The organism is Roseobacter sp. MED193 (assembly GCF_000152965.1).
GTDB lineage: Bacteria > Pseudomonadota > Alphaproteobacteria > Rhodobacterales > Rhodobacteraceae > Pseudophaeobacter.
This window is the reverse complement of the sequence record NZ_AANB01000005.1, coordinates 232,626-256,507: the sequence shown is the minus strand read 5'-3', so window position 1 is coordinate 256,507 and position 23,882 is coordinate 232,626. Positions and strand designations below refer to the sequence as shown.

Here is a 23,882-nt window from a genome sequence, read left to right as displayed (position 1 = left end):
GTTCATCCCTTGTTGGTTGATTTGATTAAGATTGGAGGCGGTGCAGCCGCCCCTCATCCCAGGCGAGATTGACCAGATCGCCCAGGTTTTTTGGTGATTGGAAAAAGATGGCTTCGGGCACCAAGGCCAGCACCTGCTCGCCTGCCTCGATACGCGCTGTCAGCGCCACATGGCCGCCTTGATATTCGATCGACGTAACCCATGCGGGCAGCCCGTGGTCGCCCAGCTTCACATCATCGGCCCGCAGGGCCACTTTGCCCCCGTCCAGAGCGATGACATTGTGGCCGCCCATGAACCGGGCCACAAATTCGGTTCTAGGGGCCGTCCAGACCTCCCGCGCGCTGCCTGCTTGTTCGATCAGGGCGTTGTTCATGACGACCAGCTCATCTCCCAGCGCCAGCGCCTCATCCTGCCCGTGGGTGACATGTACAAACGTGATCCCGAGTTCGCGCTGCAGCTTTTTCAGCTCAGCCCGCATGCGAATGCGCAAAAACGGATCAAGGGCCGAAAGCGGTTCATCCAGTAAAAGCACCTTGGGCTGGGTGATCAGCGCCCGTGCAAGCGCGACACGTTGCTGTTGCCCGCCCGAAAGCTGTGCTGGAAGCCGATCTGCAAAACCCGTCATATCGACCAGCTCAAGCAGCTCGTTTGCCCTGGCATCGCGCGTAGCTTTGTCTTCGCCTTTCATCCGCAAGGAAAACGACACATTGTCCCGCACATTCAGATGTGGAAACAGAGCATAGTTCTGAAACATCATTGCAGTGCCGCGTTTGGCCGGGGTCAGATGAGAGACATCAAAGCCCCCCAGAAGGATCGCTCCCTCTGTCACGTTTTCATGGCCCGCGATCATGCGCAGGGTTGATGACTTGCCGCATCCCGATGGCCCCAACAGGCACACATAGGAACCGGCCTTAAATCGGTGGCTGATCTTGTTTACGGCGAGCGTGTCCCCGAATTTCTTTGTCAGATCGACCAGCTCAAGATCATATTTGCCGCGCATATTCGCCCCATCGCTCATCTGAATTCGCCGTGTTCAAACAAGCTTAAGATTGCGACGATCGCCCCCGGCCAGCCTTTCTGCCGCTTTCCAGACTGCAAAACTGAGATTGCCGTTTATTTGTGCGCCTGCACTGCGGCGATCTTGATTTTTGTGCGCAAAATTGTACACAACCTTGAAAACAAAATTGATCCCCATCATCGGTTGCCTATTCTCTGTGGTCAGCCCAAGGTGATCATCGAAGGATGAGACATGACCGAACAGACCTCAGCACCGTTGACCGCAGAGCAATTGGTTTCCCAGTTGGAACTGGCAATTCATGAACACCGCCTGGCTCCAGGCACAAAACTGGGGGAGGATGAAATTGCGAGTATCTATGGTGTAAGTCGAACAACAGTTCGGTCCGCTTTGCAGGCGCTTTCGCTGCAACGCCTGGTGGAGCACAAGCGCAACCGCGGGGCCTATGTCGCGCAGCCGAGCCTTCGGGAAGCACGGGAGGTGTTTGAAGCTCGGGCGCTATTGGAACCCCGCACGGCCTTTTCTGCGGCGGAACGGACCACAGAAGAAGACATCGCAAAGCTACAAGTGCATATCGACGCCGAACATGAGGCCATGGCAGTCGGCAACCATGGCCGGGCACTCTACCTGTCTGGCCAGTTTCATATCGAAATTGCGCGAATTGCTGACCAGACAACGATTGAGACCTTCATTAAGCAGCTGATCTCGCGGTCTTCTCTCATCGTGGCCCTCTACTGGCAGCGCCGAACCGCCATGTGCGAAAGCCACGCTCATGACGCACTGGTGTCCGCTCTTGCAGATCAGGACGGCCTAAGGGCAGATGAATTGATGCGCAACCATCTCCTCGATCTGGTCACCTCTTTGGACCTGCGCAACAAGACGTCGGCGCCTCTGTCGCTCAAGGATGCGCTGGCTCAATGAAGGATCTGATCTTTGACACGGCCAACCTGAAGGACCTTGAAACAGCGCTCATCTGGGCTGCGCAAGAGGGCTGGAACCCTGGCCTTCACGATGCGCAGGCGTTTTTGGCCGCTGACCCGGATGGCTTTTTTGTTGCGCGGATTGCAGGTGAAATAATTGCTGCAATCAGTGTGGTGAACCACAGTGATACCATGGCCTTCCTTGGTCTGTACCTGTGTAAACCGGACTTTCGCGGCCAAGGCATCGGGTTTGCGCTATGGCGCCACGCGTTACACCATGCTGGGGCGCGTTGTGTCGGTTTGGATGGGGTTGCGGAACAAGAACCCAACTATGCCAAATCCGGTTTCGTCCGAACCGGTGCCACCACGCGTCTGCAAGGAAAGGCTCCAACGGGAACCACAGTGGGGACCCGTAGCTTCGATATGGCCCGTGATTTTACAGCGGTTGCAGCCCTCGATCAGCTTGCAAACGGGTATGACCGTTCTCGGTTCCTGTCGCATTGGGTGGCAGAGGGGGCAGGAACGCGCAAAACGGTTGTGTCGACCCAAAACGGAGAAGTGTCGGGTTTTGCAACTATACGCCTGTGCCAAAACGGCGCCAAGGTTGGGCCAATTACGGCGCCGGATACAGCAACGGCGCTCAAATTGTTGCGCGCCGCAGCGGCCTCTCTTGATGTTGCCGATGTAACTCTAGACTTGCCGAGCTCAGCCATCGCATTCCACAAAGCCCTAGAAGAACTGGGGTTTGTTGAGACCTTCAAAACAGCACGAATGTATAGCGGAGTGGTCCCGAAATCCTCGCCGCTCAGGATGGCAATTGCTTCGATGGAGCTTGGGTAACGTTCGCATTGCGATGCGTTACCGGGTATGAAAAAATCGCCCAATTCCACAGGTCTGTGATTGATGAGGCGTTTGCCATTTAAGCAGCGTCTTGCTGTAGGTAAAGCAGCTCCTGTTTCCCCACACCAAATTGTATCGTGTCGGCCATCACCTGGTTTGAAGCCGCGCTCCAGATTTTCGGGAGCAGACTATTGGAGTCTTGGCAGAGCCTCTGCCGTAGTTTCAGAATTTAGACAGAGATGATCTACGCTCACATGGCCATTCTTATGACACGTCCCAAGCGCCTGCCCTTAAGCGCTTGGGGCTTGAGATTTCCCAGACTAAAGGAAACAAACCATAACCTTTGAAAACATCGTCAGATCGAAGTGCTAACGATAGCGCCTTTCAGGGCAACCTGGTTCAAGATCGTTTGGGCATTTGGGCTATGAGCAACGGCGGCCCTATGCAGCGTTTCAAACACCTCTGCGCTGGCGTCTCCTGTCACATGGATCGTGTATTGGATCTCTGGAAAACCTACAGCGCTATTTGCCTCAATCCCCATGAAGCCGCGTAGGTCCAAGCTGGCTTCAAAATCGATTTCAAGCGTTTCGATCTGAATTCCCTTGGCGGAGGCGCCGGCCAGAAAGCTCACCATCATACAGGCCCCTAACCCGGACAGAAGCAGCTCTTGCGGGTTGGCAGCGTGGTTGGTGCCCATTAATTGGCGCGGTTCATCGGCCTTCCAGCTGAATTTGCGACTGACCCTATGGCCGCCGACATGCATGGGCTTGGCCTCGACATGGCTGCGGGTGCCGCTTTCCCAGGTGATGTGGATGCCATAGTCCATCACCGCCTCATGCGGAGTATCGCGGACCTCATTCACAAACTCGCTTAGCGCGGCTGCTGGAATACCGTTACGCATGTGTTGTCTCCGTCTTATCTGTCATCTGGCCTAGGGCTTGTTTAAAATCTGCAATCAGATCGGTGGCGTCTTCGATACCGACCGATAGGCGCACTGTGCCTGGCAGGATGCCCATATCGACCCGTTGTTGATGGGTGAATCCCGCTTGAGATGAGTTGAAAGGCAGGCTTATCAGGCTCTCGACACCCCCAAGGCTGGTTGCCTGTTTGGGTAGGCGAAGTGCCTTCAAGAGCGCGAGAGCAGCCCCGTCCCCACCTTTGACCACAAAGGTCACGTTGCCTGTAGCATTGTCGAGCAAGCGCTGTGCAAGGGCATGATCCGGGTGGCTGGGCAAAAGCGGATAAAACACCTTCTCAATCGCTGGGTGCTGTTCCAGATAGGTTGCCAAGGCAAAAGCGCTGTCCTGATGGGCCTGCATTCGGATCGCCAGAGTCTTTAGACCACGTTCGAGCAGGAAGCAGGCATGGGGATCAAGCGAGCCCCCATATGTCAGCATCCGCGGCCAAACCTGATCAATCAGCTTGCGAGAGCCCAATACAACCCCGGCAATCAAATCGCTATGGCCGTTTAGGTATTTGGATGCTGAGTGCACCACAATATCAACGCCAAGTTCCAGGCACCGCAGGCCAATAGGGGTGGCAAATGTGGCGTCTATGATCACACGCAGTCTGTGCTTTTTGGCAATTTCAACAATCTTTGGGATGTCCACAACCGTCAGCAGCGGATTGGTAATCGCCTCAAAATACAGGATCTGCGTATTGGGCTGGATCGCCGCTTCAATAGCGTCAAAGTCGCGTGGGTCGACCAATGTTGCGGACATGTCCAGACTTGGCAGCTCCTGATTGAACAGGTTGTAGGTGCCGCCATAGAGTTCTTTAGAGGCCACCACATGCGCGCCCTTATCCATGAAGCTCAGGACAGCCGTGGTGATCGCGGCCATGCCTGAACTAAAGACTATAGCGGATTCCGCGCCCTCCAAGGCAGCCAGTTTTTGTTGCACTGCCCACTGAGACGGATTTCCATAGCGCGCATAGATAAATCGATCGCGCGCATAACCATCATGGATCGAGTTATACTGGTCGTCCTCGAGCAAGAAGGTCGATGACTGATAGATTGGGGTTCCCACAGCTCCGGTGCGGGGATCATCTGAACTGCCCGCATGGACTGCACAGGTCGATGCGCCAGACCAGGTGTGTTGCGCCTCTCCAAAGAAGGGGCCGGGCTTACGGCTGCGTTTCAAATCAGACAGCCAGTTGATGCCGGGGGAGAGTGGGGATTGGCTGGATGCGTCCCCGCGTGTGGTGTTCGATGTTGTCATAGCCGATCCTTGCGTTGCTCATTGGCAGGCTAGAACGGTATTTTGGGTGAAACAGATCCAAAGTTGGTGCAGGGGAGAGGCGAAATTGGAAGAAACTGCCAATTCTTTCACCTGTCCTTCGGTACAGCTCTAAACGCAACACGCCCACCTTTGGTCATAAAGGCGGGCGTGCAAGTCCAAGCTAACGGAGCTCACAGGTCGGTAATGGTGCCCAGAAAAGCCTCTGAGGCCAGACCCACTGTTTCTGATAGGGTCGGATGCGGATGCACAGTCAGCGCGATATCCTCTGCATCAGCTCCCATTTCGATCGCCAGGGCAAGTTCTGCGATCAGATCTCCGGCACCCTGCCCTGCAATCCCAGCCCCAAGAAGGCGTTTACTATCTGGATCAAACAACAGCTTAGTTATGCCATCGTCGCGCCCCATGGACAAAGATCGGCCTGAGGCCATCCACGGGAAAAGGCCCCTCTGGACTTTGATCCCTTTTGCCTTAGCCTGCGTTTCGGTCAGGCCAACCCAGGCAATTTCAGGATCACTATAGGCCACGGATGGGATGACAGCGGCGTCAAAAGAGGCCCTGTGCCCTGCGATTACCTCGGCGGCGACATGGGCCTCATGAACCGCCTTATGCGCCAACATGGGTTGGCCCACCACATCTCCAATCGCAAAGATATGCGGGATGTTGCTGCGCATCTGTTTGTTCACCTGTATGAACCCGGCCTTGTCGACCCCGAGCCCGGCAGCCTCTGGCGCGATGCAATGGCCATTTGGGCTGCGTCCAACCGCGACAAGGATTTTGTCATATTCGGCCTGGTGGGTTATGCCGTATTTCTCAAAGCTGACAGTTAATCCCGTCTCGTGGGCGGCTACGCTGGTCACCCGTGTAGAGAGCATCACCTCGCTGAAGCGGGTTGAGACACGTTTGAACAGGGGCGCCACAATATCCGCATCGGCTCCGGGGATTAGTTGCGCCATCATCTCGACCACCGAAACCTTAGCCCCGAAACGTTGGTAAACCTGCCCCAATTCCATTCCGATGATGCCGCCTCCCAGCACCAAAAGGCGTTTGGGAATGTCGTCAAGATCCAATGCTCCGGTGCTGTCGATGATCCGCGGATCCTGAGGCAGGAATGGCAGGGACACTGGCGACGAACCAACTGCAACAATGGCAGATTGAAAGCCGATTTGAGTTTCACCATCAAGACTATGCACAGATAGGGTATGCGGGCTTTGGAACCGGGCATGACCTTGTAAAAGCGTCACTTTACGCCTGCGCGCCAGGCTTTTGAGCCCTCCTGTCAACCGGGCAACAACGCCATCCTTCCAGCTGCGCAGCTTGTCCAGATCCAAATCCGGTGCGGCAAAGGTCAAGCCATGATCGGCGGCAGCTTCGGCCTCGTCCATAGTTTTGGCGATGTGCAGCAGGGCCTTGGACGGAATACAGCCTCTATTCAGACAGACGCCGCCGAGCGTATCAGAACTGTCAATCAGAATGACCGACAGGCCGAGGTCGGCGGCACGGAACGCGGCACTATAGCCGCCGGGTCCTGCACCTATGACGACCACATCTGCCTGTACAGGAACCTGTTCACCAGACTTGAGCGCGGCCTGCTGATCTAGCTCTTGTGAAACAGAGCCGACCGGGGGGGGCGATGTGTCACCTGCCCCCACAGATATGACCATGACCACGGATCCGATATTGACCAGATCCCCAGGTGCGACCCGGATTTCTGCCACAATACCTGCCAAAGGGGCCGGAATATCCAGCGTCGCCTTGTCGCTTTCGAGCATGAGGATCGGGTCATCCACTTCGACCCGGTCCCCAACTGCAACATTGACCTCAATCACCGGTACATCCGAAAAATCTCCGATGTCGGGAATTTCCACGAGAGTTGTCATCTTGGCGTCCCTCACAGGCTGATGCGGCGAAAGTCTTGCAGGATAGATTGCACGGTTTGCAGAAAACGGGCCGCGGCAACCCCGTCGACCACCCGGTGATCCCAGCTCAGGCTCATGGGTTGGATCAAGCGGGGTTGGAAAGCACTGCCATCCCACACCGGTTGCATGCTGGACCGGACCATGCCCAAGATTGCCACCTCTGGGGCATTAATGATTGGGGTGAAATTTGTACCACCAATGCCGCCCAGAGATGAGATGGTAAAACTGCCGCCCTGCATGTCAGCAGGTTTGATCCGTCCATCCCGTGCATCGGCTGCCAGATCCGCCATCTCAACGGCAATGTCGCGCAGAGATTTCTGGTCCGCCGCTTTGATAACCGGAACAACCAATCCGTCCGGGGTGTCCGCCGCAACGCCAATATTGAAGTATTCTTTCAGGACGAGATCCTCTCCATCCAAAGAGGCGTTGAATTTGGGATGGGCCTTCAATGCGGCGACGACGGCTTTCACCACAAAGGCCAATAGGGTCAGCTTGGCCCCCTTCCCCTCGCTGTTGACGGACTTTCGAAAGCTCTCAAGGTCGGTGACATCGGCATTTTCAAAGTTGGTCACATGCGGGATCGCAATGGCATTGCGCGCCAGGCTAGGGCCTGAAATGCGTGCGATCCGCGATAACTTTGTCCGGCTCACGGGCCCAAATTTCGCAGGATCCACATCCGGCCAGGCTGGCAGGTCCAACCCAAACCCTGCGGCTAGGGTAGGTGTTTGCAGCGCCTTTTTGATATGCGCTGTCACGTCCTCGCGGGTGATCCGCGATTTTGGCCCTGTTCCTGTGACCTGACTAATATCCAGCCCAAGTTCACGTGCCAGTTTGCGAAGAGAAGGTGACGCATGAACCATATGCTTGGATTGGGGACCCTCTGGTAAACGACTTGGCAAAATTCCCGAAGTACTGGCCTGCCCCGCATCAACCGTTCCAGCGGCGGCCCTCTCTACGGCTTCTGTTGGATTGGCTGCAGGGCTGGGGATCTGAACAGAAGAGGCCTCTGGCGCGGGCCCCTCAGACTTGCCGGTCACTTCCACTCGTCCGATGATATCCCCTTCCGAGACTGTGTCGCCTTCGCGGATCAAGACTTCCAGCAGTTTTCCTGAGCTGGTAGCGGGCACATCCAATGTGGCCTTATCGCTTTCCAAGACCAGGACTGTGTCATCCAGGTCGATATGATCGCCCACGATGAGCGGCATCTCGATCACTGGGACATCGCTAACATCTCCGATGTTCGGAACGCGCAATTCAATAATATCGCTCATGGTCTGCGCTCCTTACACTGTCCAGGGGGCGGGTTTCTCGAGGGGCATCTGGAGTAGCTCCAATGCCGTGGCATGGGTGCCCTGGGGTAGAGAACCCTCCTGCTGCATGGCTTCGATTGCTGCCAGGGCAATGCTGTTGCGGTCGATTTCAAAAAAAGCCCGCAAAGGCGCGCGCTGATCACTGCGCCCAAAACCGTCGGTGCCCAAAGTCACTACCCGTTGCGGCAGATAGGCGGCGATCATTTGCGGCACCGCCCGCACATAGTCGCTGGCCGCAATCACGGGCGCCTCAGAACCAAGACAGTCCTGAACATAGGGCTGGCGCGGCGTCGCCCTGGGTGACAGGCGGTTTTGGCGCGCGCAATCCTCTGCTTCACGGGTGAGCTCAGCATAGCTGGTTGCGCTGAACACATCAGAGGCGATGCCAAACTCTTGCTCCAGTATTTCGGCTGCTGCCAGGACCTCGGGCAAAATGGTGCCCGATCCCAACAGATTGACCTTTGGCCCGTTGCCCTGTGAAGCAACTTTGTACAGGCCTTTGAGAATACCCTCTTGCGCGCCGTCAGGCAGCGAGGGCTGGGCGTAGTTTTCGTTCATCACCGTGATGTAGTAAAACTCGTCAATCTGTTCATCCATCATCCGGCGGGTGCCGTGATCCATGATCACTGCCAGCTCATAAGCGTAGGCAGGATCATAGCTGCGACAATTGGGGATGGTGGCGGCAATCAACTGGCTGGTGCCATCCTGGTGCTGCAGCCCTTCGCCCGATAGGGTTGTACGCCCGGCCGTGGCACCCAGAAGGAAACCGCGCGCACGCTGATCCGCCGCGGCCCAGATCAAATCGCCAACCCGTTGGAACCCAAACATGGAATAATAGATGTAGATGGGCAGCATCGGCATGCCGTGGATGGAGTAGGAACTCGCCGCAGCCACCCAGGACGAAAGTGCGCCGGCTTCGGTGATGCCTTCTTCCAGCAGCTGACCATTTTCAGCTTCTTTGTAGTACATCATCGATCCGGCATCTTCGGGGGTATAGAGCTGACCATAGGGCGCATAGATGCCAATCTGACGGAACAGGTTATCCATACCAAAGGTACGGGCCTCATCTGCGACAATGGGAACAACGCGAGGGCCAAACTGTTTGTCCTTGAGCAGTCCCCCCATCATCCGAACGGCCGCCATAGTGGTGGACATTTCCTTGCCATCCGCCTCAAGCGCAAATTTTCCGTATTTTTCCAGTGCCGGAGCAGCGGCCATGCTGGCCTTTGGAGCGGCGCGCTCCCGTTTGGGCATATAGCCCCCCAGCGCCTGACGCTTTGCGTGCAGATAGATCATTTCTTTGCTATCTGCTTTCGGCTCAAATAGGTTCATCTCTTCTACGTCCTGATCCGAGATGGGAAGATTGAACCTGTCGCGAAACTGAAACAGTGCCTCCGTGTCTATTTTCTTGGCCTGATGCGCGATCATCCGGCTTTCGCCAGCGCCGCCCATGCCATATCCCTTTTTGGTTTTGGCGAGGATGACGGTTGGTCGTCCCTTTTCGGCCTTGGCGGCAGCAAAGGCTGCATAGAGTTTGCGCAGATCATGGCCGCCGCGTTTGAGGTTGTTGATTTCCTCCTCAGACATATGGCTGACCAAAGCGGCACTGCGTGGATCCGCATTAAAGAACTTTTCCCGGTTATAGTCTCCATCCTTGGCTCCAAGATTTTGGTATTGTCCATCAACGGTTTGGGCAAAACGGCTCAACAGCACATTGTCTTTGTCACGGGCAAACAGTTCATCCCATTCAGATCCCCAAAGCACCTTGATCACATTCCAACCTGCGCCGATGAACAGGGATTCCAGCTCTTGGATCACCTGGCCATTGCCGCGCACCGGACCGTCCAGGCGCTGCAGGTTGCAATTGACGATAAAGGTCAGGTTATCCAGTCCTTCGCGTGCAGCCAGTGTGAGGCCGGCAATGGATTCCGGCTCGTCCATCTCGCCGTCGCCAAACACGCCCCAGACATGGCGATCCTGGGTTTGGGCCAAACCGCGCGCCTCGAGATAGCGCATATAGCGCGCCTGATAGACCGCATTGAGCGGCCCAATTCCCATGGATCCGGTGGGGAATTGCCAGAAATCGGGCATCAGCCAGGGGTGAGGGTAGGAACACAGCCCATTGCCGGCAACCTCCTGGCGATAGTTGGCCAGTTGGGTCCGGTCCAGACGCCCTTCCAAAAAGGCGCGTGCATAGATGCCAGGGGCAGAATGAGGCTGGTAGTAGACCAGATCGCCGCCAAAGCTGTCGTCGCGGGCGCGAAAAAAGTGATTAAATCCAACCTCAAAGATCTCGGCTGCAGAGGCATAGCTGGCGATATGACCACCCAGACCGCCATAGGCCTCATTGGCGCGTACAACGGTTGCTAGGGCGTTCCAGCGCATAATTGAGGTCAGCCGGGATTCGATCTCTAAATCGCCGGGATAGGTGCCCTGTTGCGCGACAGATATGGTATTGCGGTAAGACGAATAGGGTTGTTCACCGGAGTTCAGTCCTTCGAGCCGGGCTGTGTCTTCAAGCTGTTTTAGGATGAAGCGGGCACGGTCTGCGCCCACTGCGTTTTTGAGACCAAGGAAAGCCTCTACCCAATCGCGCGTTTCTTCCGGATCGGTGTCGGCAACTGCTGCCGATGGATTGAAACCCTGTTGCATGTTCATCTCCTGTTTCCTTGGTCGTTTATTGTTTAGGCAGCAGCGGTCTGTGGCGCGGGCAAAGCAGAGCTCAGATCGGCAAGAATGTCTTCAACGCCCTCCAATCCGATCGATAGCCGGATCAATCCGTCACTGATGCCGTGTTCTGCCCGTTCTTCGGGAGAGTAGGTGGAATGAGTCATGCTGGCGGGGTGCTGGATCAGCGTTTCGGCATCCCCCAATGAGACTGCCCGCCCAATCATGGTCAGGGCGTTCATCATGGCGCGGCCCGCTGCAATGCCGCCTTCCAGTTCAAAGGCAATCATGCCCCCAAAGCCATCCATTTGCCGTTTCGCCAAATCATGTTGCGCAAAGCTGGTCAGGCCGGGGTAGTGGACTTCGCGGACAGCGGGATGAGCCTCCAGCATCTGGGCAACAGTCATGGCGCTTTGACAATGGCGCTCCATCCGCAAGGCAAGAGTTTTGATACCGCGCAGCACCAACATGGCGTTGAAGGGGGAGATCACTGCGCCGGTCATATCCTTCATACCAAACAGGCGGATCTGCTGGATCATCTCGGCACTACCGGCGACCAAACCGGCAACCAGATCTCCGTGGCCACCCAGATATTTGGTCGCGGAATGCACAACAATATCTGCCCCATGCTCCAATGGCCGGGTCAAAAAGGGCGTGGCATAGGTATTGTCGACCACCACAGTTGCACCGGATGTTTTTGCGATTGCGGATACAGCTGCAATATCAACCAGGCGCATGTTCGGATTGGCTGGAGTTTCAAAGTAGACAACACGGGTGTTTTCGCTGATAGCGCGCGCCAAATTCGCCGGATCAGTCATGTCGATAGGCGTCACCGTGATGCCAAACTTGCTCAGCCCATGCTGCATAAAGGCAAAGGTGCAGCCATAGAGCGTCTTGTCGATGATCAGCTCATCGCCTGGGGACAGCAGTGTCCAAAGCGTTGAAGTGATGCCACCCATGCCTGACGCCAGCGCCAGACCGGCTTCTGCGCCTTCCAGACATGCAATGCGCTGCTCCAGTAGGTCGTTGGTGGGGTTGGAAATACGCGAATAGAAATGCCCCTGACGTTCGCCTGCAAACATTTCGCCACCCGCCTCGGCGGTTTCAAAAACAAAGGTTGATGTCATATGCAGCGGTGGCGTCAGCGCGCCTTGGTTTTGCTGAGGATCATAGCCATGGTGAATGGCACGGGTGGCAAAATCATCGGTAAGACGGGTCATGCAGAGGTCTCCAGTTAACTGAAGTCCAATGTCCCGCACGATGGTTGGATGAAACTGCCAAAGATCACTCGAAAATTAAGATTTCTTAGCAGAAGATTTCACAAAACCCTTTATATATCTAATGAGAACGCCAGAAAACGTCAGATTTGGGATGGTTCGTGCCTTGCTACTCGGTGAGCGCATGCCGCCGGGAGACAGAGATATGAATACAAAGTTGGATGCGAAGGACCGCCAAATTCTACAGGCGCTGCAACGCAATGGGCGCATCACCAATCACGCACTTGCTGAGGAGGTTAACTTGTCTCCTTCCCCCTGTTTGCGACGGTTACGGATACTCGAGGAGAGTGGCGTTATCCGGGGTTACAATGCCGACATAGACCCCAAACAGTATGGCCTTTCGATGATGGCCTTTATCTCTATCCGTCTGGAGCGGCACACCAAAGAGTGCGTTTCACATTTCGAAAGCCGCATCAAACTGATCGACGAAATTCTGGTCTGCTATTTGTTGACGGGTGGGCAGGACTATTTGCTGCATGTCCTGGTCAAAGACCTCGATGGTTACGATGACTTTATTCGCAATCGGCTACATGCAATTGGCGGTATCGCCTCTATCGACAGCAGCCTTTGTTACAACATCGTCAAAAACACGCCTGTATTTCCTGATGTTTGATGTCTTGTTTGCGGCTTAATCCTTTCCCTCGATCCTCGGGAGGCCGACGGTGGCGACATTTCGCATTTTGCAGCCCCTGTGCGCAATTGGCAGGAACCTTAGATGAACCGAAACGCAGAAAAAGAGGCGCCACTAATGACGCCTCTCCTCTACCTGTAGTGATGTCTCTTTTAGTTCGAAGGCGTTGAAAGAGCCTCTCTTTTTCCATCTCGGAACAGCGCTTTGACCAACGCGAGACACATTAAACCCATTACGACGGTGAATGGCAGCGCCCCAATAATCATTGCACTTTTCAAGGCCTCCATGGGGTCGGCTTCACCGTTGGTCTTGCCAGCGATGAGAAGCGCGCCGATTACAAACGTCAGCAAAACCCCCCAAACGATGCGATGTTTGATGCCTGTATCCTGCTCGCCACCTGACATGATCGTATTCATCACCAGGATGCCTGAATCCGCTGATGTCACCAGGAACGTCATGATCAAGACCACGCACATGATGGTGATGCCAGACAGAAAGCCGCCTGAGATCATTTCGCCGAGGGTAACAAAAAGCTTGGATGTGTTTGAGGCGCCGATAATGACGCCGTCGGCGGCTCCGTTCAGCTCAAGATCAATGGCGGTGCCGCCCAGAATGGTCATCCATGCGAAGCAAACCATCGCAGGAGCAAAGACGCAGCCAATAATGAATTCACGCACGGTGCGTCCTCTGGAGATCCGTGCAAGAAACAGACCGACAAAGGGTGAAAAGGCGATCCACCAAGCCCAGTAAAAGGTTGTCCAGCCAGCCTGCCAACCAAACTGACGCCCCTCATTGCCAGCTTCATACACCACAGCCAGGGTCTCCGCTGGAAGCTCAGCCGCGGCACCTGTCAGTCCGCCAACAAACCCATCGTAAGATCCCCAGGCATTGGTGGCACCGGCCTTAAGCTCACCGGCCAAAGGCTTTGCTGCCTCAGGCAAGGCCGCCGCAAATGCGTCAGCCGATTGCGGGCCATAGGCCCCAAAGCTGAGCGAGGCAAAATTCAAGATATAGTCGACAAAGGCGCTCGCATAGGTTGTCATGGCGAACAGGAACGAGCCGAACACCACGAAGGTCAACAGCAGGATGACCGACAGAACCAAGTTCAGGTTTGAAAGGTACTTTACGCCGCGACCGACACCTGAAACCGCAGATATGATAGACAGGCCCATGATGACAACGAGGCCTGCAATCAGCCCAACTGTTCCCGGCGCTGGCGCATCTCCGGTCATGTCCATCATCCATTCCATGCCAGTAATTGCATAAACCCCGTCAATGAACTGACTGACACCAAACCCAATCGTAACCGAAACACCAAGAATGGTTGCAACAACGCCCAAGACATCAACGACATGTCCCAGGATGCCGTTGACCCATTTGCCAAACAATGGAGTCAAAGCAGAACGAATGGTGAGTGGCATATCGCGTGTATAGGCATAGTAGGCCAGTGACAGCCCCGTCACCACATAAATGGCCCAGGCATGAAAACCGTAGTGCAAGAAGGTATAGCGGTAGCCTGATTGGAGCGCCTCGGTTGTATTGCCTTCGATGGCACCGGAAACGACCAAGGGGTTTGACCCTCAAAGACCCAAGGGCTCTGCAGTCGCAAATACCATCAGGCCAACGCCCAGACCTGCCCCGAACATCATTGAAAACCATGAAAAGTTTGAAAATTCAGGGGCTTCCCCATTTCTGCCCATGATCCGCTTTCCTGTTTGCGGTAGGGCTGCAACGACCAGCAAAAAGAACGCAAAGAAGCCAACTATGATGATGTAGAATGCATTAAAATCTTCAAGAATTCGCCAATTCAGGCTCCCAAGAACACCATTGGCATTTGCGGGCCAGATCAAAGCCCAAATCACCAAAGCGACGATAATTCCTTTGCTCAGCAAAGCGATTTCGACGCTATGCCCTTCGTAAAAACCGGAACCGGCCTTTTTTATTTCAAGATCTGTAAATGGCTGTTTCATTGATGCTAGCCCCTCCCCGAGCGCATTTGAAGCATGCTCAAAACCGTGCGGTGGGCGCACATAATATGCAGGCTCAATTGCGACACTTTGACAGACAAGGTCGCCTCTTGCCTTGCCTGTCATAGTGGTTTCAAACGCAACAGAAGTTTGCGCAGGGGGCTTTGCCCTTAATGGTCAGCGCATTTTGCGGCTAACTTTCCCTCACAACCTATCAGTCTGACCCCCGATAGAGGATCAAGGCGCTGCAGTACCGCTGGAAATCCATGCGTGCATCCTGACGGTTTTCTTCTTTTCTGCAGATGAACTCAGATAAGTCATCACTGATGTCCCGCCTCTTGGATTTTGTCCGGATTTCTCATGATATATAGCCAGGCAATTTTCCCGTGGTAATCTGGAGCGAGTGTCGTAATGGAATCCAACTGTCCGAATTGGTAGCGCAGAAACGCGGGCTTGGAATTCACCGTTGATATTTGCGTCGTCCAGCCCTGTTCATTTCGTGCCTTCTCATACAAGGCGCGGAACACTTGAAGGATTTCCTTCCCACCCATCAAAGGACGGCGGGCTGCGCGTCTTTTGGCGCCACCATCTGACAGGGCAATTGAGCTGGGGCTCAAGAGAGAGAGGGCAGTGTCAAAGTCTTCTGACATGATCGCCAAGAAGAAACGCTCACTCAATTCAGAGACTTCCTCTGGAGTCGCATCGAAGCGAGGTCCGGAGTCTTGTAACTTCTTCTGAGAGCGACTGACAAGTTGACGGCAGCTGGCTTCCGTTGCGCCCAGCGTGTCAGCGATTTCCGCGTAGCTGGCATCAAACGCCTCCCGAAGAATAAACGCTGCGCGTTCTCTTTCGGTGAGACGTTCCATGGCCCACAACAGGGCCAATTCGCATTCCTGGGCAAGTTCAAACGGGTGCCTTGGCTCTAGCGTCTCTGATTGAATGAGAGGCTCGGGAAGCCAGGGACCTACATATACCTCGCGTTGGTGATGCGCGCTGCGCAGGGTGTCTATCGCGATGTTCGTGGCAACCCGGCGTAGCCAAGCCGCTGGGTTGTCAATCTGACCTCTGTCCGCTACCGCCCACTTCAGCCAGGTATCCTGTACCACATCCTCCGCACGCGCACGTTCGCCCAGCATGCGATAGCAAAGCGAAATCAGCTTGGTTCGCTCCGCTTCAAATATTTCTACCGAAATGTTCATGTTTGGCGCAGGACCTTTACTGGTTCATCTTGGATAGTTACAAGGCTGCAAGCCTGACCAAAGCCTAGGCTTCGTTTCAAAACCGGGTATATGCGTCCGCTAGAAGCCGCAAATGACGCTGCAACCAAGGCTGTTTCGCCAAAGCGCGTTTTGATCTCCTCGCGCAGCATCTCTAATTCTGGAGCATCGGCAATAGCTGCATTGGCAAACCTGAACCCTAAGCCAACATCGCCTGCCGATTTCGCATGGCCCGTGAGGCAACGAGCGATTTGGTCGGTCGGAACTCCGGCCTCCAACGCCATATCAACAATCAGTTGCACGCATGGCCCACAGTCTCCTTCCCGTGTCGACGCAAGCATGGCGCCGGCCCAGACGTTCTGGGCCTTTTGCGGGCCACGGAACTGACTATAGGTCGAAAGCATAGATAGTCGAAGTCCTGCCGATGTTGAGATGTCTGCAACATGGGTCATATAGGTTGTATCGTAATTGTAACGCGATCCGAACCGCCGAATACCTGCTTTGAGAAGTCTAAGGATCATGTTTTCACCTTTTCCGAAGTCAGGCTGATCGCCGAGGCAAGGCCAATAAATGCAGGCAATTGAATGCCTGTAAGGTTGACAAGCGCAACTAAGTCTACAGGCGCGCCCCGATGGACCCAGATCCAGATGTGAAACAGAGCATGTAACGCCAACCAAGCAGCGCCAAACAGGCCAACATTTCTATCCTGTTTTACCCCAGCCCAGATCAACGCGACCCCGCTTGTCAGATAGGCTAGCGCGACATCTTTCGCAAAGTGGGAGTTCAACGGGCCGGTAAAACTGACCCCCGGAATAGTGTCATACCAGTGCTGGGTGGCAGTCCACATATAGGCGGCAGTCATTACTGAGAGCCCCCCAATCCCGATCATTAGCAAGTTTCGCATCATCCCTCCAAATTCGAGTTTCAGAGATATGACGGTTCGATGAGAGCCTTTGTGACAAGCTACGCTAAAAAAGTGGTGGTTAGCCCAACCTAGGTCTAGGTTAGCACGGCTTCAGCCATCACTAAACGGCCAGGGGCCAGCGAACACGCCAGTTGGGATAATATCAGAGACCAGGCAGGGTTCTGGCGTGGTGAGCCAGCTGTGAATGGTCACTGCGCCGGGTTCCAAGATCAACCCGTTTGAAACTCCTGGGCGATGGTCGATATCTACCGCGTGGCAGGTTGCGGGGGCCACCTGGCAGGTCACGCGTCCGATTTGTGTGGTCAGCGCGCGGTGGACATGTCCCGAAATCATGCGCACGGGGCCAGGATGCGCTTCCAAACGGTCCATCAGCGCCGCACCGTTTCGCAGATTGTCAGCATCCATGGCTGCAATACCAGAGTGCATCCAGGGGTGATGGGTCGCTACGATCACGGGCTGAGTGCCGATCGCAGTTAGAGTTGCGTCCAAGAAGGCAAACCCTTCCTTGCACAGCTCGCCATGATGGGCGCCTTCCAACAGCGTATCGAGACCGATCAATGAAAATGCACCTAAATCGTAGTGCCATTGGATGGGGCCGGATCGCGGCATCCAGGATGCAGCCGAAAGACTTGTTCGCATTGCCTCACGCTGATCGTGGTTGCCCGGAACTGCAAGCCAAGGCAATTTGAGACCCGCCATGATCGCGGTAAACTGTGCGTATTCTTGCGGCGTGCCATGGTCCGTCAGGTCCCCTGTCACAATCACGCAATCCACCTCACCCAGCACAGGCAATTTAGTATTGAGTGTCGTGACGGCGGCTTCCAGTGCCTTGGAGGAGTCAGACTGGCCACAGACAAGGGCATCTTTGACGACGATGTGGGTATCGGTGATTTGAACAAAGCGGGGCATCTATGCGACTTCTTTATCAACTGGCAGGGTGAGGATCGATTGAGGCGCGATGGCAAGGCGCACGGTGTCGCCAGGACTGGGGGCATTTAGCCCGCCATATAGGGCAAACAGCGTCTCCTTTGCCGCGCCAGTAAGCGCAATACGGTAGTGGGCGCCCAGGAAGGTAACCGCTTCGACCTTGGCGCAAAGCGGCCCTCGCGGTTCAAGGCGGATATCCTCGGCGCGCACGAAGGCCTGATGCCCCTCTGCCGCTCTCGACAGGGGCAGTTTTCCACCCTGGAGATAGAGCATATTGCCTTCGATCCGGCCAACAAGTGGCTGGGCATCCCCAACGAACCTGGCGACGAAGGCGGTATCCGGATTGCGATAGAGCGCTTCCGGTGTGCCGATCTGAGCGACTTTGCCATGGGACATCACAGCGACGCGATCGGCGATGGCCATTGCTTCGTTCTGGTCATGGGTCACAAAAATAGCGGTAATGCCAAAGTTACGCAGCAGCTGTGCCAATTCATCGCGCAATTGGGTCCGTAGCGCGGCATCAAGTGCCGAGAGCGGTTCATCCAGCAGCAACAGTCGCGGACGCGGTGCAAAGGCGCGGGCCAAAGCAACCCGCTGGCGTTGCCCACCTGACAAGGATGCGATGGGCTGGGATACGTATTTTTCCAGCTGACACAAGGTGACGACCTCATCCACCCGTGCCTTGATCTCGGATTTGGGCAGCTTTTGCATCTTCAGCCCATAGGCGATATTGCCCCGCACTGACATGTTGGGAAACAGCGCATAGGACTGGAACACCATGCCAACCTTGCGGCTTTCCACTGGTTGCGCGGTTACATCCTCGCCGTCAAAATGGATCGCGGCCCCTGGGTCGGCCGTTTCAAGCCCGGCAATGATGCGCAGAAGCGTCGATTTTCCGCAGCCCGACGGGCCCAAAAGCGAGACAATCTCGCCTTTGTTGATCTCTAAGTCAGTGGGCAAAAGGGCACGGGTTCCGCCAGCAAAGGTCTTGGCGATATTGCGCAGTGTCAGCGTCATTGAGTGATCCTTTGGGCGCGGGCAGAGGCCCATTGCATGGCGAGGAGAAGCGGCACGATCATTACAAAAAAGACCAGCGTGTAGGCTGACGCGACTTCGAGCCGCATTGAGGCATAGCTATCGGCCAACCCAACTGGCAAGGTTTTCAGATGGGGCGTATGCAGCATCCAGGTTAGATTGAACTCTCCTATCGAGAGGGTAACAACCGTGAGTGCACCAGCAAGAATACCAGGCAGAGCATTGGGCACAACGATATCGAAAAACCGACGTTGCGGGCTGGCACCAAGTGACGCGGCGCCCTCCTCCAGGGTTTTTAGGTCGATTGCGGCAAGTACAGACATCACTGAGCGGACCATGAACGGCAACGTGTAAAGCACGTGACCGACGAGGATAAAGCTCCAATGGGTACGGAAGCCGTGGTTGGTTCCATAGAGCTGCAAGAGTGCCAACGCCAGCGCGAGACCAGGAACGGCAAGCGGCAATGAGATAAACTCCTCAAGCACGCGTGACATTCGACCAGGGTTTCTGGCTAACGCATAGGCCGCCGGAACGCCGATAATCAGCGTAGCCGCAAGGCAGGCCAGAGCAATCTGGATCGACAAAAAAATGCTTCCCGCATAGAGCTCCCAGACCTGCCCAACCCATTTCAGGGTCAAACCCGAAGACACGCCCCTGAAGTAATTGGCAGTAACCCCAGCCAAGACAGATTGCAGCGTTGGCACGAAGAGAAAAGCGCAGGCCGCGAGTGTCACGCTGAGCTGGAGGAGCTTTGTGTTTGATTTCAGCATGTTACCCTCCTGCCGCCACGGTCGTGCCAGAGAAACTGCGGGCGATCAGCAGCAATGCCCAGGTCACAAGGCCCAGAACCACGGAGAGGGCCGAGGCCATCGCGATATTCGCTGACAGTGTGAATTCGGTATAGATGACCATCGGCAAGACATCGATTTTGGTGGCGAGGGTGAAGGCGGTTCCAAAGGCGCCCATTGCGGTAGCAAAAGCAATCGCACCCGCCGCGATCAATGCCGACGCAAGGGCGGGAAGCAGGACATCAAGGGTGATCCGATAGGAGGGAGCGCCCAGTGTCAGCGCCGCCTCTTCCAATGCTGGATCAATCTTCTCCGCGGCGGCCATTACAGTCAGCAACACTCGCGGGATCGAGAAATAGAGATAGCCCAGAAACAGGCCCAAGACAGAATAGGCAAAGACCCAATGGCCCGGAAGTAGCTGGTTTACCAAACCCTGACGTCCACCCAGAAGGATGATCATGAATCCAACAACCACCCCTGGAAAGGCCAGTGGCAAAGTCAGGATCGACAGGAGCACACTCCGCCCGGGGAAGGTGTTGCGCACCAGAAACAGACCCGCAGTAGTCGAGATCGCCAGCGCCGCAAAGGTCACAGCGACTGACACCAAAACAGTCTGAAGCAGCGTCGAAAGATAGCGCGGGGTTTGCAGGATTTTTAGATAGATCGCCCAGCCTGCTTCGCTCTCGCTTGAGGCCAGGATAAGGCGCGCGAGCGGCAAGGCCAAAAAGGCCAGCGTAAATATCGCCAGCGGCAAAAAGCAAAGCAGCAGGAATTGGCGTTGTGTCATGTCGAGAATTCCAAGGCAGACAACAATCGGGCGAAACAACGGCGCTCCGCCCGACCGTTTGGTTGCGCGTTACTTAACTTCGGAGAGGTAGCGCTGACCGAAACCTGCCTGCGCCTTTTCCATCTCCGCGTAGTTCACGGCCATCGCGCGCTCATATTCGCTGGCGGGCAGGAACTTTTCGGCGACTTCTGCGGGCAGTTCCACGGGCCGGGCTGGCTGCAGATAGGCGTTTGTCCAGATTGCCTGACCTTCGTCCGACAGGATAAAATCAAGCACCCGCTTGCCAAGTTCAGGGTTCGGCGCATCGGCAACAAGGCTCATGACGTAGGGCACGCGCACTGATCCTTCGCAGGGCAGAACAAACTCAAAATTTCCGTCCTCTTCGTATTTTCCGCGATAGGCATTGAAGTCGTAGTCAAACAGGATTGGAATCTCGCCGGAGACCACCCGTGCAAAGGAGGTCTGCTTTGGAACGATCGGATCGTTTGCAGCCAAGTCGTTGAAGTATTTGATTGCCGGATCAAAATTTCCCAGATCCCCGCCAAAAGCAATGTTCGCGGCCACTGCGCCTGCATAGCCTACAAAGGCCGATGAAGGGTCGAGATAGCCAACCATCCCGCGGTACTCGGGCTTGGTCAAATCGGCAAAGCACTGCGGAATATCAGCACCGCCCAGAGCATCAACATTCACAAAGAAACCAAGCGTGCCGTAGTGAATGGCAAACCAGTTGCCTTCGGGATCTTTCAACCCTTCTGGGATGTCTTCAAAACCGGCAGGTTTATAGGGCTGTGCAACTTTTTCATTGCCGGCCTTGATGCCGGTTGTGACGCCGTAATAGGCCACATCTGCCACCGGGCTGGCGCGCTCAGCGAGAAGCTGGCTCAGCGTCTGGCCTGAGTTTTTGTTGTCATGTGGCATCTGGATATCGAGAGTCTTATCAATCGCCTCGAGCATCGAGGCCCAGTCGGCCCATTGTGGCGGGCAGTTGTAACAGATTGCATCTTCCGCCATGGCGGGCGCTGCAATGCTGGTTGCGAAGAGCATCGCAAGAGCAGTATGTTTCATGGGTTCATCCTTGTTTGAGTATGGTCTTGATCAGGGGAACTGACGGCGGTTGGGCTGCAACCCGACCGTCGTCTCGGCTTTTCGCGCGCGGCGCTGCAAGCGTGGCACCTGCGCGAAATCTGAAAGGAAGGGGGGGCAATTGCTCTAGCACTCCTCCCTGCATCGCGGTGAGAAGTGACTTCGCTGCCTGACGTCCCATCTTCTCTGGCATGGTTTCAATCGTCGTAAGCGGAACATCCAGGAGCTTGCCAATTTCGATCCCGTCAAAGCCGACGACGGACAAATCGCGCGGGACGATCCAGCCCAAAAGGCGTGCTGCTTTCTGCACTGCAATAGCAAGAAAATCATTTGAGGCAAAAATCGCCGTTAGATCGGGATGAGCGGCAAGGATAGCTGTTAGTTTTTCAGGTCGATTTGCGTCTGTTTCGCTAAGCTCGATAAGTACCGGATCGGGCATACCGCGCGCTCGGCACTCCGCATGGAAACCGGCGTAGCGATTGCGTGAGCGATCTGATGTTGCAAGACGCAAAGCCAGAAATCCGGTCCGTCGGTGTCCGTACTCTGAAAACCGCTGCGCCACTTCGCGTGCGGCTTCGAAATTGTCCACATATGAGGTCGCAAACCCCTCAATCGGGTCATGGAACATCAGCGAAGCAGGAATGCCGCGCTGATGTGCCAGTTTCAGGGCCGGGCTCCGTTCTGGTGCCACCATCGTCACGATCAACCCGTCCACCTCTTTGGAGACAAGTGTCGAAATCGCATCGTCGTCGGCTTTGTCATCATAGTTCGAGCTGGAAATCAAAAGCTGATAATTGGTGCCCACCAGCTCATTTTGAACGCCTTGCACCGCTTCGGCAAAAACCGGATTGGCGAGCGAGGGCACAAGACAGCCCACAGTCATGGATTTGCTGCTCTGCAAAGCGCGGCCGATGGCGCTGAAGGAAAACCCCAGATCGAGTGCTGCCCTGTTGACCCGTTCGCGTACCTCAGCACTGGTGGGGCCTGAATTGTTCAAAACCCGGCTTGCAGTCGCAATGCCACATCCCGCTTTGAGCGCGACATCTTTGATTGTGACCTTGGCCTTTGGGGGCATGACAGCACCTGAATGGAAACGTTTCCATATTTGTTACAGGTGATTCTCTACAGGAGTGTGACAGTCGCTTTCAGACACCAACTCGTTTGGTTAGACGTCTATTACAACCTTGCCGATGGCCTTTCCGCTGGTCAGGTGGTCATAGGCCCCAGCGAGGTTATCGAGACCATATACAGACTCATCCAGAAGTGGCTTCAATGCGCCTTGGTCTACAATTTTTGCCAGCTTAGCCAGGATCGCCCCGTGGTTTTCACGACCTAGATTACTAAGCATTGGCAACAGCATGAAGACGATGTGCAGCGACAGTCCTTTGAAATGTGCAGGCGACAGATCTATTTCCAGCAGACCTACGGTTGAGGCGATATTGGCGTTCAGCGCTGCGGCCTCGAAGGAATTGGTCATATTGGCGCCACCAACGGTGTCGAAGATCAGATCAAACCCTGCGCCGTCGGTATATTTTGCTACATAATCGACGATCTTTTCAGCAGCAAAATCAATGGGCGTCGCCCCATACCCCTTGATCACGCCCATCTGGGTGTGGCCCGTACCGGTGGCATAAACCTCTGCGCCAAAATGTTTGGCCAGCTGCACTGCCAGATGACCAACGCCGCCTGCGCCCCCCTGTACCAGAACCTTTTGGCCCGCCCTGACGCCTGCCCGTTCTAGCCCCTCATAGGCAGTGATCCCAACAAGAGGCATGGCCGCGGCCTCGCGCATTGAGATGGATTTAGGTTTGTGGGCGATCAAGCGCGCATCGGCAAGCATGAACTCAGCCAATGTGCCCTGCAGGTCAGCCAATCCGCCGGCGCAGCCGTAGACCTCATCGCCAACGGCAAACGCGCTCACGCCTTCGCCAACGGCCTCAATAACCCCGGCAAAATCCATGCCCAATACCGCAGGCAGAGCCGGAGAAAGCGGCAGGTCACGGCCCATTGCCCGGATCATTGTGTCAACTGTGTTCACGCTGCTGGCCGCAATACGGATCACAACATGGCCCGAGATCGGCTCCGGCTTGGGCAGATCGGCAGCCTCGAATTTTGCGGCTTCACCGTAAGCAGTGAGGGTCATAGCTTTCATTGTGCACATCCTAGTAAGTGAGAGATGCAAGCTATGTATAGTGCTACATATTGGAGTAAATTGGCCCAAAACTAAGTTCAGTTTTCCGATTTTGAATACAATTAAATCTGTATCATTGGTTGCGCTTTGAAAACAGCATTACGAGGGCTGCGCAGATGGCGACCCTCGTAAGCGCGCTTAGATGG

At 55.3% G+C, this 23,882-nt stretch carries 21 protein-coding genes and 1 pseudogene; 3 read left to right on the top strand and 19 right to left on the bottom strand.

Annotated features, from left to right (window positions below):
- Positions 1–25: 25 nt before the first annotated feature.
- Positions 26–1,000: an ABC transporter ATP-binding protein gene (locus tag MED193_RS01150; RefSeq protein WP_039965683.1), complete on the bottom strand. Its 975-nt coding sequence runs from the start codon at positions 998–1,000 to the stop codon at positions 26–28.
- A 33-nt stretch (positions 1,001–1,033) separates the two neighbouring features.
- Complete coding sequence (locus MED193_RS22805) at positions 1,034–1,198, bottom strand: hypothetical protein (RefSeq protein ID WP_009807783.1); 165 nt, start codon at positions 1,196–1,198, stop codon at positions 1,034–1,036.
- Between the two features lie 51 nt (positions 1,199–1,249).
- Here MED193_RS22805 and MED193_RS01145 point away from each other — a divergent pair, with 51 nt between their 5' ends.
- Together MED193_RS01145 and MED193_RS01140 are read left to right on the top strand one after the other, a co-directional pair.
- Complete coding sequence (locus MED193_RS01145; protein ID WP_009807782.1) at positions 1,250–1,936, top strand: GntR family transcriptional regulator; 687 nt, start codon at positions 1,250–1,252, stop codon at positions 1,934–1,936.
- Positions 1,933–2,775 carry a GNAT family N-acetyltransferase gene (locus MED193_RS01140; RefSeq protein WP_009807781.1) on the top strand — a complete coding sequence of 281 codons (843 nt, stop codon included), beginning with the start codon at positions 1,933–1,935 and terminating at the stop codon, positions 2,773–2,775. Before MED193_RS01145 ends, MED193_RS01140 begins: the two co-directional genes overlap by 4 nt.
- Positions 2,776–3,130: 355 nt before the next feature.
- On the opposite strand, the gene MED193_RS01135 is transcribed toward MED193_RS01140, so the two are convergent.
- From MED193_RS01135 to MED193_RS01110, 6 genes are all read right to left on the bottom strand, one after another.
- Positions 3,131–3,676 carry an OsmC family protein gene (locus MED193_RS01135; protein ID WP_009807780.1) on the bottom strand — a complete coding sequence of 182 codons (546 nt, stop codon included), beginning with the start codon at positions 3,674–3,676 and terminating at the stop codon, positions 3,131–3,133.
- A complete protein-coding gene (locus MED193_RS01130) occupies positions 3,669–4,994 on the bottom strand; it encodes a PLP-dependent aspartate aminotransferase family protein (protein ID WP_009807779.1) in 1,326 nt (441 codons plus the stop codon). The genes MED193_RS01135 and MED193_RS01130 overlap by 8 nt, the downstream gene beginning before the upstream one ends.
- 191 nt (positions 4,995–5,185) lie before the next feature.
- Positions 5,186–6,892, bottom strand: a complete 1,707-nt coding sequence (lpdA, locus tag MED193_RS01125) for a dihydrolipoyl dehydrogenase (RefSeq protein ID WP_009807778.1) — start codon at positions 6,890–6,892, stop codon at positions 5,186–5,188.
- A gap of 11 nt (positions 6,893–6,903) precedes the next feature.
- Positions 6,904–8,202 (bottom strand): 2-oxo acid dehydrogenase subunit E2, encoded by a 1,299-nt coding sequence (locus tag MED193_RS01120; protein WP_009807777.1) that lies wholly within the window; start codon positions 8,200–8,202, stop codon positions 6,904–6,906.
- 12 nt (positions 8,203–8,214) lie between these two features.
- Positions 8,215–10,893, bottom strand: a complete 2,679-nt coding sequence (gene mdeB, locus MED193_RS01115; protein WP_039965682.1) for an alpha-ketoglutarate dehydrogenase — start codon at positions 10,891–10,893, stop codon at positions 8,215–8,217.
- Positions 10,894–10,925: 32 nt separating this feature from the next.
- Positions 10,926–12,128: a methionine gamma-lyase gene (locus MED193_RS01110; protein WP_009807775.1), complete on the bottom strand. Its 1,203-nt coding sequence runs from the start codon at positions 12,126–12,128 to the stop codon at positions 10,926–10,928.
- Between the two features lie 202 nt (positions 12,129–12,330).
- On the opposite strand from MED193_RS01110, the gene MED193_RS01105 reads away from it, so the two are divergent.
- The gene (locus tag MED193_RS01105) at positions 12,331–12,798 is read left to right on the top strand and encodes an Lrp/AsnC family transcriptional regulator (protein WP_254655408.1); all 468 of its coding nucleotides are present in this window, start codon (positions 12,331–12,333) and stop codon (positions 12,796–12,798) included.
- 170 nt (positions 12,799–12,968) lie between these two features.
- Here MED193_RS01105 and MED193_RS01100 read toward each other — a convergent pair.
- The 11 genes and pseudogenes from MED193_RS01100 to MED193_RS01050 form a co-directional block, all read right to left on the bottom strand.
- Positions 12,969–14,786: pseudogene (locus MED193_RS01100) on the bottom strand (BCCT family transporter).
- A 317-nt stretch (positions 14,787–15,103) separates the two neighbouring features.
- A complete protein-coding gene (gene sigJ / locus MED193_RS01095; RefSeq protein ID WP_009807771.1) occupies positions 15,104–15,982 on the bottom strand; it encodes an RNA polymerase sigma factor SigJ in 879 nt (292 codons plus the stop codon).
- Complete coding sequence (locus MED193_RS23180; RefSeq protein ID WP_254655407.1) at positions 15,979–16,302, bottom strand: hypothetical protein; 324 nt, start codon at positions 16,300–16,302, stop codon at positions 15,979–15,981. Before MED193_RS23180 ends, sigJ begins: the two co-directional genes overlap by 4 nt.
- 215 nt (positions 16,303–16,517) lie before the next feature.
- Positions 16,518–16,904 carry a hypothetical protein gene (locus MED193_RS01085; protein WP_217626354.1) on the bottom strand — a complete coding sequence of 129 codons (387 nt, stop codon included), beginning with the start codon at positions 16,902–16,904 and terminating at the stop codon, positions 16,518–16,520.
- A 111-nt stretch (positions 16,905–17,015) separates the two neighbouring features.
- Positions 17,016–17,834, bottom strand: coding sequence for a phosphodiesterase (locus MED193_RS01080; RefSeq protein ID WP_009807768.1), 819 nt, complete (start codon positions 17,832–17,834; stop codon positions 17,016–17,018).
- Complete coding sequence (locus MED193_RS01075; RefSeq protein WP_009807767.1) at positions 17,835–18,869, bottom strand: ABC transporter ATP-binding protein; 1,035 nt, start codon at positions 18,867–18,869, stop codon at positions 17,835–17,837.
- Complete coding sequence (locus tag MED193_RS01070) at positions 18,866–19,657, bottom strand: ABC transporter permease (RefSeq protein WP_009807766.1); 792 nt, start codon at positions 19,655–19,657, stop codon at positions 18,866–18,868. The genes MED193_RS01075 and MED193_RS01070 overlap by 4 nt, the downstream gene beginning before the upstream one ends.
- A 1-nt stretch (position 19,658) precedes the next feature.
- The gene (locus MED193_RS01065) at positions 19,659–20,462 is read right to left on the bottom strand and encodes an ABC transporter permease (protein WP_009807765.1); all 804 of its coding nucleotides are present in this window, start codon (positions 20,460–20,462) and stop codon (positions 19,659–19,661) included.
- A gap of 69 nt (positions 20,463–20,531) precedes the next feature.
- Positions 20,532–21,527 carry an ABC transporter substrate-binding protein gene (locus MED193_RS01060; protein ID WP_009807764.1) on the bottom strand — a complete coding sequence of 332 codons (996 nt, stop codon included), beginning with the start codon at positions 21,525–21,527 and terminating at the stop codon, positions 20,532–20,534.
- 4 nt (positions 21,528–21,531) lie between these two features.
- On the bottom strand, positions 21,532–22,620 hold the full coding sequence (locus tag MED193_RS01055) for a LacI family DNA-binding transcriptional regulator (protein ID WP_009807763.1): 1,089 nt from the start codon (positions 22,618–22,620) through the stop codon (positions 21,532–21,534).
- 90 nt (positions 22,621–22,710) lie between these two features.
- On the bottom strand, positions 22,711–23,697 hold the full coding sequence (locus MED193_RS01050; protein WP_039965638.1) for a zinc-dependent alcohol dehydrogenase family protein: 987 nt from the start codon (positions 23,695–23,697) through the stop codon (positions 22,711–22,713).
- Positions 23,698–23,882 lie beyond the last annotated feature (185 nt).

Bases quoted from the DNA above. Each gene is read 5' to 3' on its own strand.
- MED193_RS01145 (WP_009807782.1), top strand. From the start codon at position 1,250: ATGACCGAACAGACCTCAGCACCGTTGACCGCAGAGCAATTGGTTTCC.
- MED193_RS01135 (WP_009807780.1), bottom strand. From the start codon at position 3,676: ATGCGTAACGGTATTCCAGCAGCCGCGCTAAGCGAGTTTGTGAATGAG.
- MED193_RS22805 (WP_009807783.1), bottom strand. From the start codon at position 1,198: ATGATGGGGATCAATTTTGTTTTCAAGGTTGTGTACAATTTTGCGCAC.
- MED193_RS01065 (WP_009807765.1), bottom strand. From the start codon at position 20,462: ATGACACAACGCCAATTCCTGCTGCTTTGCTTTTTGCCGCTGGCGATA.
- lpdA (WP_009807778.1), bottom strand. From the start codon at position 6,892: ATGACAACTCTCGTGGAAATTCCCGACATCGGAGATTTTTCGGATGTA.
- MED193_RS01055 (WP_009807763.1), bottom strand. From the start codon at position 22,620: ATGCCCCCAAAGGCCAAGGTCACAATCAAAGATGTCGCGCTCAAAGCG.
- MED193_RS01060 (WP_009807764.1), bottom strand. From the start codon at position 21,527: ATGAAACATACTGCTCTTGCGATGCTCTTCGCAACCAGCATTGCAGCG.
- MED193_RS01105 (WP_254655408.1), top strand. From the start codon at position 12,331: ATGAATACAAAGTTGGATGCGAAGGACCGCCAAATTCTACAGGCGCTG.
- MED193_RS01080 (WP_009807768.1), bottom strand. From the start codon at position 17,834: ATGCCCCGCTTTGTTCAAATCACCGATACCCACATCGTCGTCAAAGAT.
- MED193_RS01120 (WP_009807777.1), bottom strand. From the start codon at position 8,202: ATGAGCGATATTATTGAATTGCGCGTTCCGAACATCGGAGATGTTAGC.
- MED193_RS01130 (WP_009807779.1), bottom strand. From the start codon at position 4,994: ATGACAACATCGAACACCACACGCGGGGACGCATCCAGCCAATCCCCA.
- MED193_RS01075 (WP_009807767.1), bottom strand. From the start codon at position 18,869: ATGACGCTGACACTGCGCAATATCGCCAAGACCTTTGCTGGCGGAACC.
- MED193_RS01150 (WP_039965683.1), bottom strand. From the start codon at position 1,000: ATGCGCGGCAAATATGATCTTGAGCTGGTCGATCTGACAAAGAAATTC.
- mdeB (WP_039965682.1), bottom strand. From the start codon at position 10,893: ATGCAACAGGGTTTCAATCCATCGGCAGCAGTTGCCGACACCGATCCG.
- sigJ (WP_009807771.1), bottom strand. From the start codon at position 15,982: ATGAACATTTCGGTAGAAATATTTGAAGCGGAGCGAACCAAGCTGATT.
- MED193_RS01085 (WP_217626354.1), bottom strand. From the start codon at position 16,904: ATGCGAAACTTGCTAATGATCGGGATTGGGGGGCTCTCAGTAATGACT.
- MED193_RS01050 (WP_039965638.1), bottom strand. From the start codon at position 23,697: ATGAAAGCTATGACCCTCACTGCTTACGGTGAAGCCGCAAAATTCGAG.
- MED193_RS01110 (WP_009807775.1), bottom strand. From the start codon at position 12,128: ATGACCCGTCTTACCGATGATTTTGCCACCCGTGCCATTCACCATGGC.
- MED193_RS01140 (WP_009807781.1), top strand. From the start codon at position 1,933: ATGAAGGATCTGATCTTTGACACGGCCAACCTGAAGGACCTTGAAACA.
- MED193_RS01070 (WP_009807766.1), bottom strand. From the start codon at position 19,657: ATGCTGAAATCAAACACAAAGCTCCTCCAGCTCAGCGTGACACTCGCG.